This window comes from Caulobacter sp. FV1ye13L, from assembly GCF_058681155.1.
Map to the genome: position 1 here is coordinate 903,872 of NZ_CM178732.1, position 16,543 is coordinate 920,414.

The 16,543-nt window shown below is 67.7% G+C and carries 15 protein-coding genes, 1 tRNA gene and 1 riboswitch; of the genes, 10 read left to right on the plus strand and 6 right to left on the minus strand.

The window, feature by feature from the left end:
• Nucleotides 1-313: 313 nt before the first annotated feature.
• Both ACW176_RS04165 and ACW176_RS04170 read left to right on the plus strand, forming a co-directional pair.
• Nucleotides 314-1,501, plus strand: a complete 1,188-nt coding sequence (locus ACW176_RS04165; RefSeq protein ID WP_419319086.1) for an acetyl-CoA C-acyltransferase — start codon at nucleotides 314-316, stop codon at nucleotides 1,499-1,501.
• A 215-nt stretch (nucleotides 1,502-1,716) separates the two neighbouring features.
• Nucleotides 1,717-1,851, plus strand: coding sequence for a hypothetical protein (locus ACW176_RS04170; protein ID WP_492111004.1), 135 nt, complete (start codon nucleotides 1,717-1,719; stop codon nucleotides 1,849-1,851).
• A gap of 8 nt (nucleotides 1,852-1,859) precedes the next feature.
• On the opposite strand, the gene ACW176_RS04175 is transcribed toward ACW176_RS04170, so the two are convergent.
• Nucleotides 1,860-2,312 (minus strand): COG3650 family protein, encoded by a 453-nt coding sequence (locus ACW176_RS04175; RefSeq protein WP_492111005.1) that lies wholly within the window; start codon nucleotides 2,310-2,312, stop codon nucleotides 1,860-1,862.
• A gap of 46 nt (nucleotides 2,313-2,358) precedes the next feature.
• Between ACW176_RS04175 and ACW176_RS04180 the strand changes: the two genes are divergently transcribed.
• The 3 genes from ACW176_RS04180 to ACW176_RS04190 all read left to right on the plus strand — a co-directional run bounded on the left by ACW176_RS04180 (nucleotide 2,359) and on the right by ACW176_RS04190 (nucleotide 5,019).
• A complete protein-coding gene (locus ACW176_RS04180) occupies nucleotides 2,359-3,498 on the plus strand; it encodes a DNA cytosine methyltransferase (protein ID WP_492111006.1) in 1,140 nt (379 codons plus the stop codon).
• Nucleotides 3,499-3,566: 68 nt separating this feature from the next.
• Entirely contained in the window at nucleotides 3,567-4,553 is a 987-nt protein-coding gene (gene cysK, locus ACW176_RS04185) for a cysteine synthase A (protein ID WP_492111007.1), read from the plus strand.
• Nucleotides 4,554-4,563: 10 nt separating this feature from the next.
• Complete coding sequence (locus ACW176_RS04190; RefSeq protein ID WP_492111008.1) at nucleotides 4,564-5,019, plus strand: very short patch repair endonuclease; 456 nt, start codon at nucleotides 4,564-4,566, stop codon at nucleotides 5,017-5,019.
• Here the strand turns inward: ACW176_RS04190 and ACW176_RS04195 are convergent.
• The 3 genes from ACW176_RS04195 to ACW176_RS04205 form a co-directional block, all read right to left on the minus strand.
• Entirely contained in the window at nucleotides 4,968-6,704 is a 1,737-nt protein-coding gene (locus tag ACW176_RS04195) for an ATP-binding protein (protein WP_492111009.1), read from the minus strand. The genes ACW176_RS04190 and ACW176_RS04195 overlap by 52 nt on opposite strands.
• 219 nt (nucleotides 6,705-6,923) lie before the next feature.
• Nucleotides 6,924-7,202 (minus strand): DUF167 family protein, encoded by a 279-nt coding sequence (locus ACW176_RS04200; RefSeq protein ID WP_492111010.1) that lies wholly within the window; start codon nucleotides 7,200-7,202, stop codon nucleotides 6,924-6,926.
• A 3-nt stretch (nucleotides 7,203-7,205) separates the two neighbouring features.
• Entirely contained in the window at nucleotides 7,206-7,520 is a 315-nt protein-coding gene (locus tag ACW176_RS04205) for a YggT family protein (protein ID WP_419319093.1), read from the minus strand.
• A 113-nt stretch (nucleotides 7,521-7,633) separates the two neighbouring features.
• On the opposite strand from ACW176_RS04205, the gene ACW176_RS04210 reads away from it, so the two are divergent.
• From ACW176_RS04210 to ACW176_RS04225, 4 genes are all read left to right on the plus strand, one after another.
• A tRNA-Ala gene (locus ACW176_RS04210) sits at nucleotides 7,634-7,709 on the plus strand.
• 469 nt (nucleotides 7,710-8,178) lie between these two features.
• Complete coding sequence (locus ACW176_RS04215) at nucleotides 8,179-9,327, plus strand: carbohydrate porin (protein WP_492111011.1); 1,149 nt, start codon at nucleotides 8,179-8,181, stop codon at nucleotides 9,325-9,327.
• Nucleotides 9,328-9,403: 76 nt separating this feature from the next.
• Nucleotides 9,404-9,655, plus strand: coding sequence for an AbrB/MazE/SpoVT family DNA-binding domain-containing protein (locus ACW176_RS04220; protein ID WP_492056232.1), 252 nt, complete (start codon nucleotides 9,404-9,406; stop codon nucleotides 9,653-9,655).
• Complete coding sequence (locus tag ACW176_RS04225) at nucleotides 9,652-10,050, plus strand: type II toxin-antitoxin system VapC family toxin (RefSeq protein WP_492111012.1); 399 nt, start codon at nucleotides 9,652-9,654, stop codon at nucleotides 10,048-10,050. The genes ACW176_RS04220 and ACW176_RS04225 overlap by 4 nt, the downstream gene beginning before the upstream one ends.
• Nucleotides 10,051-10,146: 96 nt before the next feature.
• Here ACW176_RS04225 and ACW176_RS04230 read toward each other — a convergent pair whose 3' ends face one another.
• Together ACW176_RS04230 and polA are read right to left on the minus strand one after the other, a co-directional pair.
• The gene (locus ACW176_RS04230; RefSeq protein ID WP_492111013.1) at nucleotides 10,147-12,060 is read right to left on the minus strand and encodes a methyl-accepting chemotaxis protein; all 1,914 of its coding nucleotides are present in this window, start codon (nucleotides 12,058-12,060) and stop codon (nucleotides 10,147-10,149) included.
• 170 nt (nucleotides 12,061-12,230) lie between these two features.
• Nucleotides 12,231-15,149: a DNA polymerase I gene (polA, locus tag ACW176_RS04235; RefSeq protein WP_492111014.1), complete on the minus strand. Its 2,919-nt coding sequence runs from the start codon at nucleotides 15,147-15,149 to the stop codon at nucleotides 12,231-12,233.
• Between the two features lie 966 nt (nucleotides 15,150-16,115).
• Between polA and ACW176_RS04240 the strand changes: the two genes are divergently transcribed.
• Nucleotides 16,116-16,475, plus strand: coding sequence for a hypothetical protein (locus tag ACW176_RS04240; RefSeq protein WP_419319099.1), 360 nt, complete (start codon nucleotides 16,116-16,118; stop codon nucleotides 16,473-16,475).
• Nucleotides 16,452-16,532, plus strand: a riboswitch (ZMP/ZTP riboswitch). It overlaps the preceding gene by 24 nt.
• Nucleotides 16,533-16,543 lie beyond the last annotated feature (11 nt).

Sequence of the window (16,543 nt, forward strand, 5' to 3'; positions counted from 1 at the left end):
ACCTGAGGGTTCATGTTCCGGTCAATCAGAGTCAACGCCGATTCAGGACGTGCTCGGACGAGTCTCCCGTCTTGTGTCCCGGTTGGCGCACATCCGCAGCATCGAGGCATGGACCGGGCTCGGGAGGGTAAAATCAGGGTCAAGGATTGCGCGGCAAAGCCAAGACACCGGTGTCCTGCCCCGTCCGACGGCGCAGGCCGCCCGCGCCGGCCGGGCCAAAGCCGCTTTACGTGCGCGTGACCTTTCGCCAGCGGGATTCCGAGTCTAGGGTGGCCGCCAATTCAAACTAACGTTTAACGGGGAGAAGCGCCCAATGCGCGAAGCGGTCATCGTCTCTTACGCCCGCACCGGTCTGGCCAAGTCAGTCCGCGGTGGTTTCAACAACACCCATGGCGCGGCCATGGCCGGTCACGCCATCCAGCACGCCGTGTCGCGCGCCGGCCTCGACGGCGGCGAAGTGGAAGACGTGGCCCTGGGCTGCGGCGGTCCTGAAGGCGCCACCGGCATGAACGTGGCGCGCAACGCCGCCATGTGGGCCGGTCTGCCGGTCACCGTCTCGGGCCAGACCATCAACCGCTTCTGCTCGTCGGGCCTGCAGGCCATCGCCACGGCGGCCAACTATGTTCGCAACGACGGCGCCAATGTCGCCATCGGCGGCGGCGTCGAGTCGATCTCGCTGGTCAATGCGGGCGGTCACATGAACCGATTCCACATCACCGAAGAAAAGCTGATGAAGTCCCATCCGGCCCTGTGGATGGCGATGATCGACACCGCCGACATCGTGGCCAAGCGCTACAATATCAGCCGCGAATACCAGGACGAATACGCCCTGCGCAGCCAGCAGCGCATCGCCGCCGCCCAGGCCGCCGGCCTGTTCAAGGACGAGATCGTCCCGATGGCCACCAAGATGAAGGTGGTCAACAAGGAAACCAAGGAAGAGAGCTTCGTCGACTACATGGTCGACAAGGACGAGTGCAACCGCGCTGACACCACCCTGGAAGGCCTGAGCAGCCTCAAGCCGGTGATGGGCGAAGGCAAGTTCGTCACCGCCGGCAACGCCAGCCAGCTGTCGGACGGCGCCGCCGCCGTGGTGGTGATGGAAGCCGCCGAGGCCGCCCGTCGCGGCCTGACCCCGCTGGGCGCCTTCCGCGGCTTCGCCGTCGCCGGTTGCGAGCCCGACGAGATGGGCATCGGCCCGGTCTATGCCGTGCCGCGCCTGCTGGAACGCCACGGCCTGAAGGTCGACGACATCGACCTGTGGGAACTGAACGAAGCCTTCGCCAGCCAGTGCCTCTACAGCCGCGACAAGCTGGGCATCGATCCGGAGAAGTACAACGTCAACGGCGGCTCGATCGCCATCGGCCACCCCTTCGGCATGACCGGCGCCCGCTGCGCCGGCCACCTGCTGCTGGAAGGCAAGCGTCGCGGCGCCAAGCTGGGCGTGGTGACCATGTGCATCGGCGGCGGCATGGGCGCGGCGGGTCTGTTCGAAATCTTCTAAGCGTACAATGAGCCCTCCCCCTTGATGAGGAGGGAGACGAGATAGAGCCCAGTGGGGCCGGAAACCTTCAATCGGGTTTCCGGCCCTTTCTGCATCTTGTCGGGACGTTCGGCCTTCTTTTGCGGGCGCCACTTGAACCCCGGCCTTTGGCAACCATCTGTGTTGCCGAAGGCGCATCCCGCGATTGCCGCGTGACGCCAGACCAGAGACCCGCCATGGCCATCAAGGCCTTCTTCGCCCTCGCCCTTATCCTCGCTGTCACCATCGGCCTGCTGCTGCCGACCCCCGGCGCCAACAAGCCCCGCCACGCTCAATCATCGATCGAGACGATCGAACTGGGACGAGGCTAGGGCCTGCGTCAGGGTTTGGGCTGAGCCGCCAGGATCGCGGTATGCTCGGCGCAGCCCTTCAGCGTCTCGCCGTCGATCCACACCTCGGCATAGAACCGATAGACGCGGTCCGACATGCCGTCGGTGCAGACGCCCGGCGTCAGGCGCACGACCACCCGGCCCTTGCCTTCCTCCACGCCGTTTGAATCCCACACGCCCTGCTGGCCGTCGATCCGCACGCCGGGATTGGCGTTGCTGACCTCGGGCGCGTCGGGACGGGTCAGGGCGACGCTGGCGGCGCGGATCTTCACCGCCCAGAACGGCTCTGTGCCAATCACGTCGATATCGCCAGCATAGTCGGGCGTCCTAGCCGAGGCCGGGGCGTCGGCCGGCGGCGCGGGCTCTTCGGCGGCGCCCATCGGCGCCTCGCCACAGGCGGCCAGCACCAAAAGCAGGATCGACAAGGCGGCTGTGCGAAGCATGGCGGCGGCTTTTCCCTGTTGCCCGACGAGGCTAGTCTCACACGGCATGACTCGAAAAGCCTCTCCCGCCTTCCTTGAATTCTTCGCCGGCGGCGGCATGGCCCGCATCGGGCTGGGAGACGGCTGGACCTGCGCCTTCGCCAATGATTTCGACCCGCTGAAGGCGGCCGCCTATCGCGCCAATTTCCCCGACGCCGGCGCTTCCAACGGGGATGGGCACTTTCACCAGGGCGACGTCTGGGCCATCGAGGCCGACACCCTGCCGGACGCCGACCTGGCCTGGGCCTCCAGCCCCTGCCAGGACTTCAGCCTGGCCGGAGCCCGCGCGGGCCTCACGGGCGGGCGTTCCTCGGCCTTTTTCGGCTTCTGGAAGCTGATGCAGGCGTTGAACGCCGCCGGACGCGGGCCCGACACCATCGTCGTCGAGAACGTGGTGGGCCTGCTGACCTCGCACGAGGGCCGCGACTTCACCGCCCTGTGCCGGGCCCTGGCCGACGAAGGCTATCGCTTCGGGGCGCTGGAGATCGACGCGGCCCGGTTCACGCCGCAGTCGCGGCCGCGCGTCTTCGTCATCGCCACCCGCAAGCCGGTCGACGCCCTGGCCGGGCCCAGCCCGTTCCACAGTCGCGCGGTCAAGGCTGCCCAGGCCCGCCTGCCCGCCGCTCTGCAGGCCGCCTGGATCTGGTGGGGCCTGGACGCGCCGCCGGCCCGCAACACCGATCTGGCCGCCCTGCTGGAGCCCGACGACGCCGTCACCTGGAGCTCGCCCGACAGGACCCAGGCCCTGCTGGCCCTGATGGCCCCGGCCCATCGGGCCGCCGTCGAGGCCCATGTGACGCGCGGCCAGCGCGCGGTCGGGGCGGTGTTCAAGCGCATGCGAGACGGCCAGCAGCGGGCCGAAGCCCGGTTCGATGGCCTGGCCGGCTGCCTGCGCACGCCGCGCGGCGGCTCGTCGCGCCAGACCCTGCTGGTGATCGACAGGGGCGAGGTCCGCTCGCGCCTGATCAGCCCGCGCGAGGGCGCCCGCCTGATGGGCCTGCCCGATGCCTATGTGCTGCCCGGCAGCCAGACGGCCGGACTGCATGTGATCGGCGACGGCGTCGCCCCGCCGGTGGTGCGCTGGCTGGCAGCGCGCCTGCTGGAACCGCTGGTCGATAGCAAATCTGCAAGCCTTGCCGCCGAATGACCCGCTGACAGGCTAAAACCCACGCCGTAAGGTGGCTTTTGACCCGCCAACCTTTCGCGAGAATCCCCATGGCCGATGGCGCCCCCGCCTATGATGCCGCCCGCTACAAGCGTTCCGGGCGTGGCAAGATCTATGACTCGATCCTCGACACCATCGGCGACACCCCGCTGATCCGGCTGCCGCGCCTGTCGGCGCAGATCCAGCCCAAGGGCGAGGTCGTGGCCAAGCTGGAGTTCTTCAATCCGCTGGCCTCGGTCAAGGACCGCATCGGCGTGTCGCTGATCGAATCCCTGGAAGCCCAGGGCGTCCTGACCCCCGGCGACACCATCGTCGAGCCGACCAGCGGCAATACCGGCATCGCGCTCGCCTTCGTGGCCGCCGCCAAGGGCTACAAGCTGATCCTGGTCATGCCCGAGAGCATGTCGATCGAGCGCCGCAAGATGCTGCTGCTGCTGGGCGCCAAGCTAGAGCTGACCCCGGCCGAGAAGGGCATGCGCGGCGCCGTGGCCCGCGCCCAGGAGATCATCGAAGCCACCCCCGGCGCGGTGATGCCCCAGCAGTTCGAGAACGCAGCCAACCCGCTGATCCACCGTGTCTCGACGGCGGAAGAGATCTGGAACGACACCGCCGGCGCCGTCGACGCCGTGGTCTCGGGCGTCGGCACCGGCGGCACCATCTCGGGCATCGGACAGGTGCTGAAGGCCCGCAAGGCCTCGCTGAAGATGGTCGCCGTCGAGCCGGAAGCCTCGGCCGTGCTGTCGGGCGGCGCGCCCGGTCCGCACAAGATCCAGGGCATCGGCGCCGGCTTCGTGCCGGGCATCCTGGATCGCGGGGTGATCGACGAGATCGTCCAGGTCAGCAATGACGACGCCTTCGCCATGGCCCGCCGTTCGGCCGCCGTCGAGGGCCTGCCGGTCGGCATCAGCTCGGGCGCGGCCCTGACCGCCGCCTTCGACCTGGCCCTGCGCGACGAATACGCCGGCAAGCTGATCGTGGCCATCATCCCCAGCTTCGCCGAACGCTACCTGTCCACGGCGCTGTTCGACGGACTGTAGCTGAGCCCCGGTGACCGACGTCTATGACCGGGCCAAGCGCTCCGCCGTCATGGCGCGCGTCAAGAGCCAGGACACCGGCCCCGAGCGGCTGCTGCGCAAGACGCTGACAGCGCTCGGGGCCCGCTATCGCCTGCATCGCAAGGACCTGCCCGGCAAGCCCGACCTGGTGATGCCGGGCAGGAAGCTGGCCTTCTTCGTCCATGGTTGTTTCTGGCACGGCCATGACTGCGCCCGGGGAGCGCGCGTGCCCAAGGCCAACCGCGACTACTGGCTGGCCAAGGTGGCGCGCAACCGGGCGCGCGACGCCGCCGCCGCCCAAGCCCTGACAGCGGCCGGCTGGCGGGTCGAAACGATCTGGGAATGCGAGATGAAGGACGCCGGGGCGCTGAAGTCCCGGCTGACCCTGACCCTGGATCAGGCCGCGACGCGGACGCCGCCGGCCAGCACCTGGGTCAGCGCCGTATAGAGCTCGATCGGATCGATCGGCTTGGCGACGTGAGCGTTCATGCCGGCGGCCAGACAGGCCTCCCAGTCCTTGGGCGTGGCCGAGGCGGTGACGGCAACCACCGGAGTGTCTTGATTGGGGCCCGCGCCGGCCCGCAAGATACGGGTGGCTTCGCGACCGTCCATGCCCGGCATGTAGACATCCATCAGCACCGCGTCGAACACCTCGGTTCCCAGCAGTTCCAGGGCCTGCTCTCCAGACTCTGCCAGGGTGGCCTCGACGCCGAAGGGCTGCAGCACCAGTTCGATGGCCCGGCGGTTGACCACGTGATCGTCGACCACCAGCACCCGCGCGCCGGCAATGGACGGGCCGCCGTCTTCGGCCTTCGGCGCCTCGGCGGCCCCGACGGTCAGGGTCAGGGTGAAGGTCGCGCCCTGCCCTTCCACGCTGCTGACGGCCAGATCGCCGCCCATCAGCCGGGCCAGTTCACGGCTGATCACCAGCCCCAGTCCCGAGCCGCCATGCTGGCGAACCACACTGGTGCTCAACTGCTCGAACGGCGTGAACAACCGCGACAGATTGGCCGGGGAAATCCCGGAACCGGTGTCGGCGATGGTGATCGTCAGGCGCTGCTCGACGCCGTCTTCCCGACTGTCGAACCGCACCGAGATCACGCCCCGGTCCGTAAACTTGATGGCGTTGGAGAGCAGGTTATTGAGCACCTGGCGCAGCCGCAGCGCGTCGCCCGCCACCCATCTGGGCAGGGTCGCGGAGCCCTCGATCCTGAGGCGAAGGCCCTTCTTGGCCAGTTCCGGCCGCCATAGCCGCAGGGTATCGGCCAGGGTCTGGCGCAGGTTGAAGGGCGCTTTCTCGACGGCCATGCGGCCGACATCCAGGCGCGAGAAGTCCAGCAGGTCGTTGAGCAGGGCCCGCATCAGGCCGCCGGCGTCCGAGATCAGCTGGGCGTGGATCTTGGAACTGGCCTCGGGGACATCGCTGTGAAGGCGCGCCGCCCCGGCCAGGATGGCGCTGATCGGGGTGCGGAGTTCGTGGCTGATCATGGCCACGAAGGCCGACTTGGCGGCCACGGCCTCCTCGGCCTCATGTCGACGCAGCTCGGCCTCTTCCTTGGCGTCGGCCTCGGCCTTCAGGGCCGCATTGAGGGTGCGGCTGGCCACGGTGACCGACGCGATCAGCAGCAGGGCGCCCACCCATAGGGCGTTGGCGAGCGGCGCGTCCGGATTGGCCGCCCGGGCCACTATCGGCGCGGCCAGCAGATACAACACATGGGGTCCAGCGGCCCAAAGGGTCGCTGACTTCTGGCCGGCATTGACGACAATGACGTTGAGCAGCGCGCCGGCCAGCAGCATGCCGCCCAGGGTGGGGGCGAACCGCTGGTGCGAGGCGAAGAGCGGAAGGGCCAGGAAGCCGAAAATGGCCGCCGTGAGGAAGGGCAAGGCCGCCAGCAACAGCCACCGCCAGCGCGCGGGCCGAACCTCGGGGTTGGCCAGGACCTCACGGGTAGTCCAGAACTCGAGCGTCAGCGCCGCCAGATAGAGCCCGGCCCAGATCCACACCCACTGCATATCGACGAAGACATACAGGATGACCGAAATGGTCAGCGTGGCGAACAGGCGCAGATAGAGGTTGGCGCGTCGCGAGCTTGCGGCGCGCGCCAAGTCACTCTGCGGTTCGCTCGCCCCCATCGACGCCTCGTCCCCCCCCCGGCTTGACGCATACGTAGTGCCACCGGCCAGCTTCAGCGCCGAAACCTGAGATGACGCGAAGCACCAGCATCCCGTCAATGGTCGAGTTGTCGACGTTTCCGTGGGGCAGCCGCAATTTTCGTGGCGAACCCGGCCTTCACGGGATTCACTAGAGGCAAATTCTACCCTAGCGGCGCGTGGCGCGCCAGTACCCGTTAATCAGGGGCGGGGCCCAAACACGCGCTCGAGATCCGCCTCTTCAACACCGTCAATCTCAAGCCGCTTGAGACGCGCGGTCGCGCCCGCCGCCAGCCGGACGGCGGATTTGGGGATTCGCAGGCTCTTGGCGATAAAGCCGATCAGGGCGGCATTGGCCTCGCCCTCGACCGGGGCGCTGGTCACGCGCACCTTCAGATAGGGCCGGCCGTCAGCGTCCACAGCCCAGCCGTCGGCGCCGTCACGCCCGCCGCGCGGCGTCAGGCGGACGGCCAGCAGCATGGATCAGCCCAGCAGGCCGATCAGCGCAAACTTCAGTGACGGCAACAGGATGTCTTTGACGCCGGTGATCAGCAACAGGACGATGATCGCGCTGACATCCACCCCGCCCAGCGGGGGAATGATCCTCTGGAACGGCCGCAGCACCGGGCCGGTCACCCGGTCGAGGAATGTGCTGATCTGATAGACGGCGCTGTTGCGCAGATTGATCACATCGAACGCCACCAGCCAGCTGAGAACCGCCGAGATGATGATGGCCCACCAGAGCAGGCTGAGCAGCGCGGAAGCGATGAAGAAGACAAAGGTGATAATGGCGGCCATGGGTTTCCCGTCCGAGACTCCCGCTTCTTGCCGCGCCTTGCCCCCGCTGGCAAGCCAAGCTGCATTGCCCCGCTTGACGCAGGCTCCGCCCCGCCCTATTCCCGCGCTTCCTTGGGGCCGTAGCTCAGTTGGTAGAGCGCGTCGTTCGCAATGACGAGGTCAGGGGTTCGATTCCCCTCGGCTCCACCAAGGACCTCTCTGAAAAGACCCTTCCGGCGCCTCCCGGGGCCGGATGACGGCAACCCGGCGGGTTGGCGCCTTCGGTAGAATTTTGGGGTCTGGTCGCCGCCCCGCGCCTCCGCCGGGGGCCCCCGGCGCTCTGCCGGCGGATGCTCAACGATCACGACGCCGCCACCCGGGCCGAACTATTCGACGAAGACCCCGCGCCCCCGGCGCAAGGCTAATCCACCTTCCGCCCTCGCAAGACATGTTCATGCCCCGCCACCCGTCCCCAGCGTCATACTGACGCAGGCCAGGCCCCAGGAGGTGCGCGACAACTCGTCGCGGGCTTCCGCACGGGTAGGTTAACGGGATATCCACAGCCCCGCGCCATCCTCGCCAAGCGTTCGACAGACTTTCGACGCGCTGGAGTCGTCAGATGCACGCACAGTTCAGGACCAGCGTTCGCCGGCGCCGTCGCGCCCTGTGGATCGGCTCCATGGCCACCGCATCTGTGCTTGGCGCATCGAGCCTGGCACTGGCAGACGACGCCCAATCGCACGCTCTTGACCTGAGCATAGGCTACACCGCCGGCGTCACGGGCGTGATCGACGGCGGAATTTCGAGACGCGGCCGCTTTCTCGACAATCTCGAGCTGGGCCTCGATCTGGATCTGGACAGGGCTGTCGGCTGGACCGGCGGATCGGCCCATCTGCTGGTGCTCAACAACAGCGGCGGCATACCCAATGACGACGCAGGGACGGCCCAGGGCGTCGACAATATCGAGGTCTCGCGCCCGCGCACCCGCCTGTTCGAGGCCTGGGTGCAGCAGAGCTTCGCCGCCGACAGCGCCTCGGTGCGGATCGGCCTCTACGACCTCAACAGCGAATTCTACGCCAATGACAGCGCCGGACTGCTGATCGCTCCGGCCTTCGGCATCGGCTCGGAACTGGCCGCAACCGGCCCCAACGGCCCGTCGATCTTTCCCTCCACCGCCCTGGCCGTCCGCCTGAAATGGGCGCCGCGCAAGGATCTCTACGTCCAGGCCGCCGCGCTGAACGCCGAGGCCGGCGTGCTGGGTGACCCCGACGGGATCGACACCTCGTTCGATAGCGGCGCCCTGCTGATCGCCGAGGCAGGCTGGGCCGGCTCTAGCAAACTGGCTATCGGCGCCTGGCGCTATACCCGCAAGCAGGACGACATCCGCGACCTGGACTCCGCCGGCGACCCGGCGCGCCGCAACGCCCACGGCGTCTATCTGCTGGCCGAGCATCCGCTCCACACGCGAACCGAAGGCCCGCGTCGTGCGGTCGCCTTCGCGCGCCTGGGCCTGTCAGACGGCGCCACCACCGACTTCTCGGGGGGCTGGCAGGCCGGGATCCTGGTCCAGCAGGTCTTTGCAAGTCGCCCCGACAGCGCCCTGTCGTTCGGCGCCAACCAGGCCTGGTTCAGCGACAGGAGCCGCGCCAACGCCCGCGACGCCGGCACGTCCCTGCGCCGCTCTGAAGCGGCCCTGGAACTGACCTATTCCGATACGGTCGGCCCGATCACCCTGCAGCCCGACCTGCAATATGTGATCAACCCGGCCGGCGACGCGAGCATCGGCCACGCGGTCATCGCGGCCCTGCGGATCAGCGTCGGGTTCTAGATCAAAGCGACAACCGCCCTCGCGATCTTGAATGTAAGGCATTTTTCCCTTACATTTTGGGTCAGGGAGACGCGACATGAATACGCTCACCGTCACCAGCAAGGGTCAGGTCACCCTTCGCAAGGGATTGCTCGACCACCTGGGCATTGGCCCCGGCGACAAGATCACACTGAGCAAGCTGCCCGACGGGCGGATTGAGGTGAGGGCCGCGAAACCTGCCGGCAACATCGCCGATGCGTTCGACTTCCTGAAGCGCCAGGGCGGGCCATCCCTCTCCATCGAGGAGATGAACGCCATCGCCTCCCGCGGCTGGGCCGGCAAAAGGTGAAGATCACCGCCGACACCAACATCCTCGTCCGGGCCATCACCGGAGACGATCCGCAGCAAAGCCCTCGGGCCCAGGTCGAACTGGCCAATGCAGAGCTTGTCGCCCTGACCCTGCCCGCTCTGTGCGAACTGGTGTGGGTGCTGTCCAGGGGCTATCGGGTCCCCGCGTCAGACATCGGCGAAGCCATCCAGCGGCTGATGAACGGCGCCAATGTCGTCGTCGACCGTCCGGCAGTGGAGGCTGGCCTGAGCGTGCTCAGGGCCGGCGGCGATTTTGCCGATGGCGTCATCGCCCATGAGGGCGGCTGGCTGGGCGCCGAGACCTTCGTGTCGTTCGACGACCAGGCCGTGAGGTTGCTGGACGCCCAGGGCCTGAGCGCGCGCCTCCCCGCGTGAGGCGGAATTTCGCGGGCTGAAACGGTCCCGATGCAAAGCGGGCCCGCCGTGGATGCGGCGAGCCCGTTTGGTCGAACCTCTATCGGAAGCGTTGAATCAGAACTCTTCCCACTCTTCCTTGACCGCAATGGCGGCCGAGCTGCGGCCCGGACGGACGGCGGTCTGCGGACGGGCGCGCGGCGGCGGCGCGGCGCGGTTTGCCGCCTGGGCCGCGCCACCGGCGGACACCTTGAACCGGCCCACCAGATTGGCGAGTTCGCTGGCCTCGCCCTTCAGGGCGTGGGTGGCGGCGGTGGCCTGTTCGACCATGGCCGCGTTCTGCTGAACCACCTGGTCCATCTGGTTCACGGCCTGATTGACCTCGTGCAGACCCGTGGACTGCTCGGTGGCCGAGGCGGCGATCTCATTGACCAGGGCGTCGATCGAGGCGACCTGGGTGACGATGCGCTGCAGGGCCTCGCCCGTCTGGCCCACCAGGCTGACGCCCGTGCCGACCTGCTGGGTCGAGGTCGAGATCAGGACCTTGATCTCCTTGGCCGCGTCGGCCGAGCGCTGGGCGAGCGCCCGCACTTCCTGCGCCACGACCGCGAAGCCGCGACCCGCCTCCCCCGCGCGAGCGGCTTCGACGCCGGCGTTCAGGGCCAGAAGGTTGGTCTGGAAAGCGATCTCGTCGATCACCCCGATGATGTTGCCGACCTTCTGCGAGGACCCCTCGATCTCGGTCATGGCCGCGACGGCCCGGCTGACGATCTCGCCCGAGCGCTGGGCGTCGGTGCGGGCGTTGGCCACCACCTCCGAGGCTTCCTTGGCGCCCGAGGCCGTCCGGCGGACCGTAGCGGTGATCTCGTCGAGGGCGGCGGCGGTTTCTTCCAGGCTGGCGGCCTGCTGCTCGGTGCGGCGGGACAGGTCATCAGAAGCCCGGGCAATCTCGTCCGCGCCGGCGCTGACGCCGCCGGTGGTGGCGGTGATCGCCTTCATGGCGTCAAGCACCCGTTCGGCGGCGGTGTTGAAATTGCTCTTCAGGCTCTCGGCCTTGGGCGAGAACGGTATCGTGATGCGGTGCGTCAGGTCGCCCGAGGCCAGGTGATCCAGGGCCTCGTTGAGGGCGGCGAAATTGGCCGCGTCGCTGCGGGCCACCTCGCTCTTCTCGTCCTCGTTGGCGGCGCGCTCGGTCTCGACGGCCTGGCGCTGATGGGCGGCGTCGGCCTCGAGGCGGATCTTCTCGAGCGCGGCTTCCTTGAAATGGCTGACGGCGGCGGCCATCTGGCCGATCTCGTCCTTGCGGCCGGCGGCCGGCACGGCCACCGAATGGTCGCCCGAGGCCAGGCGGCGCATCGCGCCGGTCATGGCGGCGACCGGGCCGGCGATGCCGCTGGTCAGCAGCAGGCCGCTGGCCAGGGCGATGGCGGTGGTGACCAGAATGCCGATGGCCAGGGTAAGGGTCGAGGCGATCGAGGCCTTCTTCTGGGCGGCGGCTTCGGCGGCGACCACGGCCTCGGAGTCGTCGACGATGGCCTGGATGGCGTTCTCGACCGGCTCGACGGCCTTGTCGGCGACGCCGTCATGCTTGACCAGGTCGATGGCCTGCGCGCGGGTCAGGGGATCGCGGCCCAGGCTCAGGGCGGGCTCGATGGCCTGCGAGCGATAGTCGGCATAGGCGGCGTCAACGGCGGCGATGCGAGCCAAATCGGCCTCGTCGCCCTTGTTCAGCTCGCGCAGCTTGTCCAGCGCCGCTAGGAACTTGGGCTTGTGGGCCTCTTCTAGACGCTGGACGTAATACTCATCGCCCGACAGCAGGAAGCCCCGCAGCGAGTTTTCCTGTCGGGTCAGGCGGAAGGCTGCGGTGTCGGCGGCGCGCAACGACTGATAGGCCCGCTCGGTCCGCTCGACGGAACTGGTCAGGCTCAGCTTGTTGGCGTAGAGCGCTGCGCCCATCAGCATGATCGTGACCAGCATGACGGAAAACACCGTCATCAGCTTTTGCGGAATTCTCAGATCGCCGAACGACACAGCCAACTCCTAGATTGTGTGAGGGCGCCGTAAAGCCATAGAAATTACAGGGATTTAAGCCTGAATCCAAGGCAAGCGCCGAGCCTAGCCTTGCCCTGCAATCCGTTTCCACCGCATTAACGCTGCCGCTGCGTAATGTCGCACATCGGGCAGGTCAGCCGCTTTTTTGATCAGTGGGCCTCATCCCAGTTGAGCGCCGCGCGGGCCTCCACCGTCAGAGGCACGGAAATGGCCACCGCCGGCTCGGCGGCGCCTTCCATCACCCGACGCGCCACGGCGCAGGTCGCTTCGGCCTCGGCTTCGGGGGCTTCGAAGACCAGTTCATCGTGCACCTGCAGCAGGACACGCGCCGACAGGCCGGCCTCGACCAGGGCGCCTGGCATGCGGATCATCGCCCGGCGCATCACGTCGGCCGCCGCGCCCTGGATCGGCGCATTGATCGCCGCCCGTTCGGAGAACTGCCGCTGGGCCGCCGACTTGGCGTGGATGTCGGGGATGTTGATCTTGCGGCCGAAGATCGTGGTCACATAGCCATGCTCGCGCACGAAGGCCTTGGTGGCGTCCATATAGGCCTGGATGCCGGGGAAGCGCTCGAAATAGGTCTTGATATAGGCCCCCGCCTCGCCCTGGCCGATGCCCAGCTGGTTGGCCAGGCCGAACGCCGAGATGCCATAGACGATGCCGAAATTGATCGCCTTGGCCCGGCGGCGCACCTCGCTGGGCATGCCCTCGATCGGCACGCCGAACATTTCCGAGGCGGTCATGGCGTGGATGTCGAGGCCCTCCTGGAAGGCCTTCTTCAGCTGCGGGATGTCGCCGATATGAGCCAGCAGACGCAGCTCGATCTGGCTGTAGTCGGCGCTGATCAGCAGCTTGCCCGGCGCGGCCACAAAGGCCTTGCGGATCTTGCGGCCCTCCTCGGTGCGGATCGGGATGTTCTGCAGGTTGGGATCCGACGACGACAGCCGCCCCGTCGTCGTCGCCGCCAGGGCATAGGACGTATGGATGCGGTTCTCGCTGCCCGGCGCGATGGCGGCGATCAGGTTGTCGGTATAGGTGCCCTTGAGCTTGGACAGCTGGCGCCAGTCCAGCAGCACGCGCGGCAGCTCGTGCTCCAGGGCCAGGCTTTCCAGCACGTCGCTGTCGGTGGACCACTGGCCGGTGGCGGTCTTCTTGCCGCCCTTCAGGGCCATCTCGCCAAACAGCACCTCGCCCACCTGTTTGGGGCTGCCCAGATTGAACGGATGGCCGACCAGTTTCTGGGCCTGGGCCTCGAACTCGGCCATGCGCATCGAGAACTCGTTGGACAGCCGGCGCAGGGTTTCAGGATCGACCCGGATGCCGTCGTTCTCCATCGCCGCCAGCACCGGCGGCAACGGACGCTCCAGCGTCTCATAGACCGTCAGCAGACCCTTGGCGGCCAACTGGGGCTTGAGGATGTTGTAGAGCCGCAGGGTGACGTCGGCGTCCTCGGCCGCATAGGCCGTGGCCTCAACCAGACCCACATGCTTGAAGCTGATCTGGGCCTTGCCCGTGCCCGCCACCGACTTGAACGGGATCGGCTTGTGGCCAAGCCACAGCTCCGACAGCTCGTCCATGCCATGACCGTGCAGCCCGGCCTCCAGCACATAGCTGATCAGCATGGTGTCATCGATCGGCCCGACCTGGACGCCGTAGCGCGACAGCACGGCGATATCGTACTTGCCGTTCTGGGCCACCTTCAGCACCGCCGGGTCTTCCAGCATCGGCCGCAACACGGCGATCGCCTGGTCCAGCGGGATCTGCTCCAGACTGGCGGCGGTCTCGAAGGCCAGGCCCTCGGCCTTTTCCTCGTGGGCCAGCGGAATGTAGCAGGCCTCGCCCGGCGCCAGGGCCAGGGACACGCCGACCAGACCGGCGGTGGCCGAACCCAGGGCGTCGGTCTCGGTGTCGAAGGCGACAATGCCCTTGGCCGTGGCCCGGTCGACCCAGGCCTGCAGGGTGGCCAGGTCGCGCACGCAGGCATAGGCGCTGGTGTCGATGGCCACAGGATCGCTGGCTGGAGCCGCTGCCGCCCGGGCTGCGGCTCCGGCATAGGACACGGTCGCCACCGGGGCGCCGGGCGCGGCGCCCGGCCCTCGTTCACCCGGCGGGCGATCCAGGGTGCGCGGCGCGGCGGCGGCGCTGCCGTCCCCGACCCGGCGGGCCAGACTGCGGAACTCCATCGCCTCGAGGAAGGCCTGCAGAACCGCCTTGTCGGGCTCGCGCAGGGTCAGGTCGGCGATCGGTTCGGGCAGGGGCGTATCGCAATCCAGCTGCACCAGCTGGCGCGACAGGCGGATCTGGTCGGCGAAGTCGATCAGGGTCTCGCGGCGCTTGGGCTGCTTGATCTCGCCGGCCCGCGCCAGCAGGGTGTCAAGGTCGCCATATTCATTGATCAGCTGGGCGGCGGTCTTGATGCCGATACCGGGGGCGCCGGGCACATTGTCGACGCTGTCGCCGCACAGGGCCTGAACATCGACCACCTTATCGGGATAGACGCCGAACTTCTCGAACACCTGCTCGCGGTCGATGCGCAGGCCCTTCATCGGGTCAAACATCGACACGCCGTCGCCGACCAGCTGCATCAGGTCCTTGTCGGACGACACGATTACCGCCTCGCCGCCCATTTCGCGCACCCGGCAGGCATAGGCGGCGATCAGGTCATCGGCCTCATAGCCGGGCAGTTCGATGGCCGGCACGCCAAAGGCCAGGGTCGCCTCGCGGACCAGCGGAAACTGCGGGATCAGGTCCTCGGGCGGCGGCGGCCGGTGGGCCTTGTACTTGTCATAGAGCTTGTTGCGGAAGGTCTTTTCCGAGTGGTCCCAGATCACCGCCAGATGGGTGGGGGTATCGCCCTGCATGTCGCGCAACAGCTTCCACAGCATGTTGCAAAAGCCCTGCACCGCGCCCACCGGCAGGCCGTCGCTCTTGCGGGTCAGGGGCGGCAGGGCGTGATAAGCGCGAAACAGATAGGCCGAGCCGTCGACCAGGAACAGCCGCACGGCGGGGCCGTCTGCGGGCATGGTCGGGGCGGTGGCAGAATCGGCGGGCGCAGCGGTGTCGGTCATGGCCGGACCATAGGCTGGCGACCGGGCGGCGGGAAGACTTGGCGGGGGGTGGGAGGCCCTCCAATAGATCACCGTCATTCCCGCCCTTGTGGCGGGAACCCCTAGTTTAGCTGATACGTGAAGCGCCAGCGAAGTGCGCGCGCACTTCGCCCCTCCCGCACCTGCGGCGGTACGAGGGGTTCCCGCCACAAGGGCGGGAATGACGGGAGGTATGGGGATAGGGGACACTCAATCCCCGCCTTTTCCAAAAAAGATGCTAGCCTGATCAATCGCTTGTAAAATAATCGATCGCGCCAATCCTCGGCGCTCAAACCTCCCGCATAATCGTAGCTGTCCCTGTCGCAGGGGGAGGCGCCTGGATCCGGCCCAACAGCGGCGATGGGGATGGAGCTGAGCGGGGCCGCGCGGTCACGCGGCGAGGACGAAGGTGGTCTGTTCGTTGGATAGATCCGGGACCACCGGAGGGCTCGTCGGAGGAACAGCGCGGAGCAACAGGGCGAGGGATCGTAAACCCGCCTATCGCGCATCGTCGGGGGTCGAGACGGTTAGCCGATCGACCTTGATGCGCGCCCGTACGGGGGCTCTTGGGTATCAGAGCTGAAACACGCTCGCTTGGCCCAATCCTCACGCAAGAACAGCTTCTGCGAAGCGGACAGGTCGAGCCGAAACGCACACAACACATCACGGTCATCCGGGTTCGCCCCGGCCGCTTCGCGCCTCCCCGACTAGCTCAGCGGTTCTCCGTTTGAGATCGCGAACTCGCGTCCAATGCACGGACGCCCCCTCCGTCACGCTGCGTATTCGCAGCGCGCCACCTCCCCCGTTTCACGGGGCAGGGGAAGAGCAGCTTCACCCCTCCTGCCCCGTAGCGAAGCGTGCGGGGGAGGTGGCGCGGCGCGAAGCGACGTGACGGAGGGGGCGTTCCGGCGATGGCCGCATCAGCAACCAACCCAGGAGAACATCCCCATGCCCAAGTCCAAACCACCCCGCAGCCGCTATCGTCCGCTTCGCCGCGTCAACAAGACGACCGAACGCGCGATGACGATGTATGACCGGCTGGAAGAGGTCACCGAACAGCTGCATCGGCAGATCGCGCCCTTTCTCGACCAGATTCCGGCGCGTGAGCGCACGCTGATGCTGACCCTGCTGGCCGACAATCGCGCCCAGATCGCCGGCGGCCGGGCCGACATCCTGCAGCCCAGCGCCACGCCGGTGCTGGACGAGCTGATCCGGCAGGACACCGAGCGTCGGCGGCGCGCGGCAAGCCGCTCATTGACTCCCCCGCCCCCACCCGTATTTTCCGCCCGTTCGCGTGACTGGCGTTGAAGGTGGGCGACCACCGGGGAGCGTGAACCTCATCCGCCGCGCGCCTGGGCTCCCTTACCGTCTTGTTT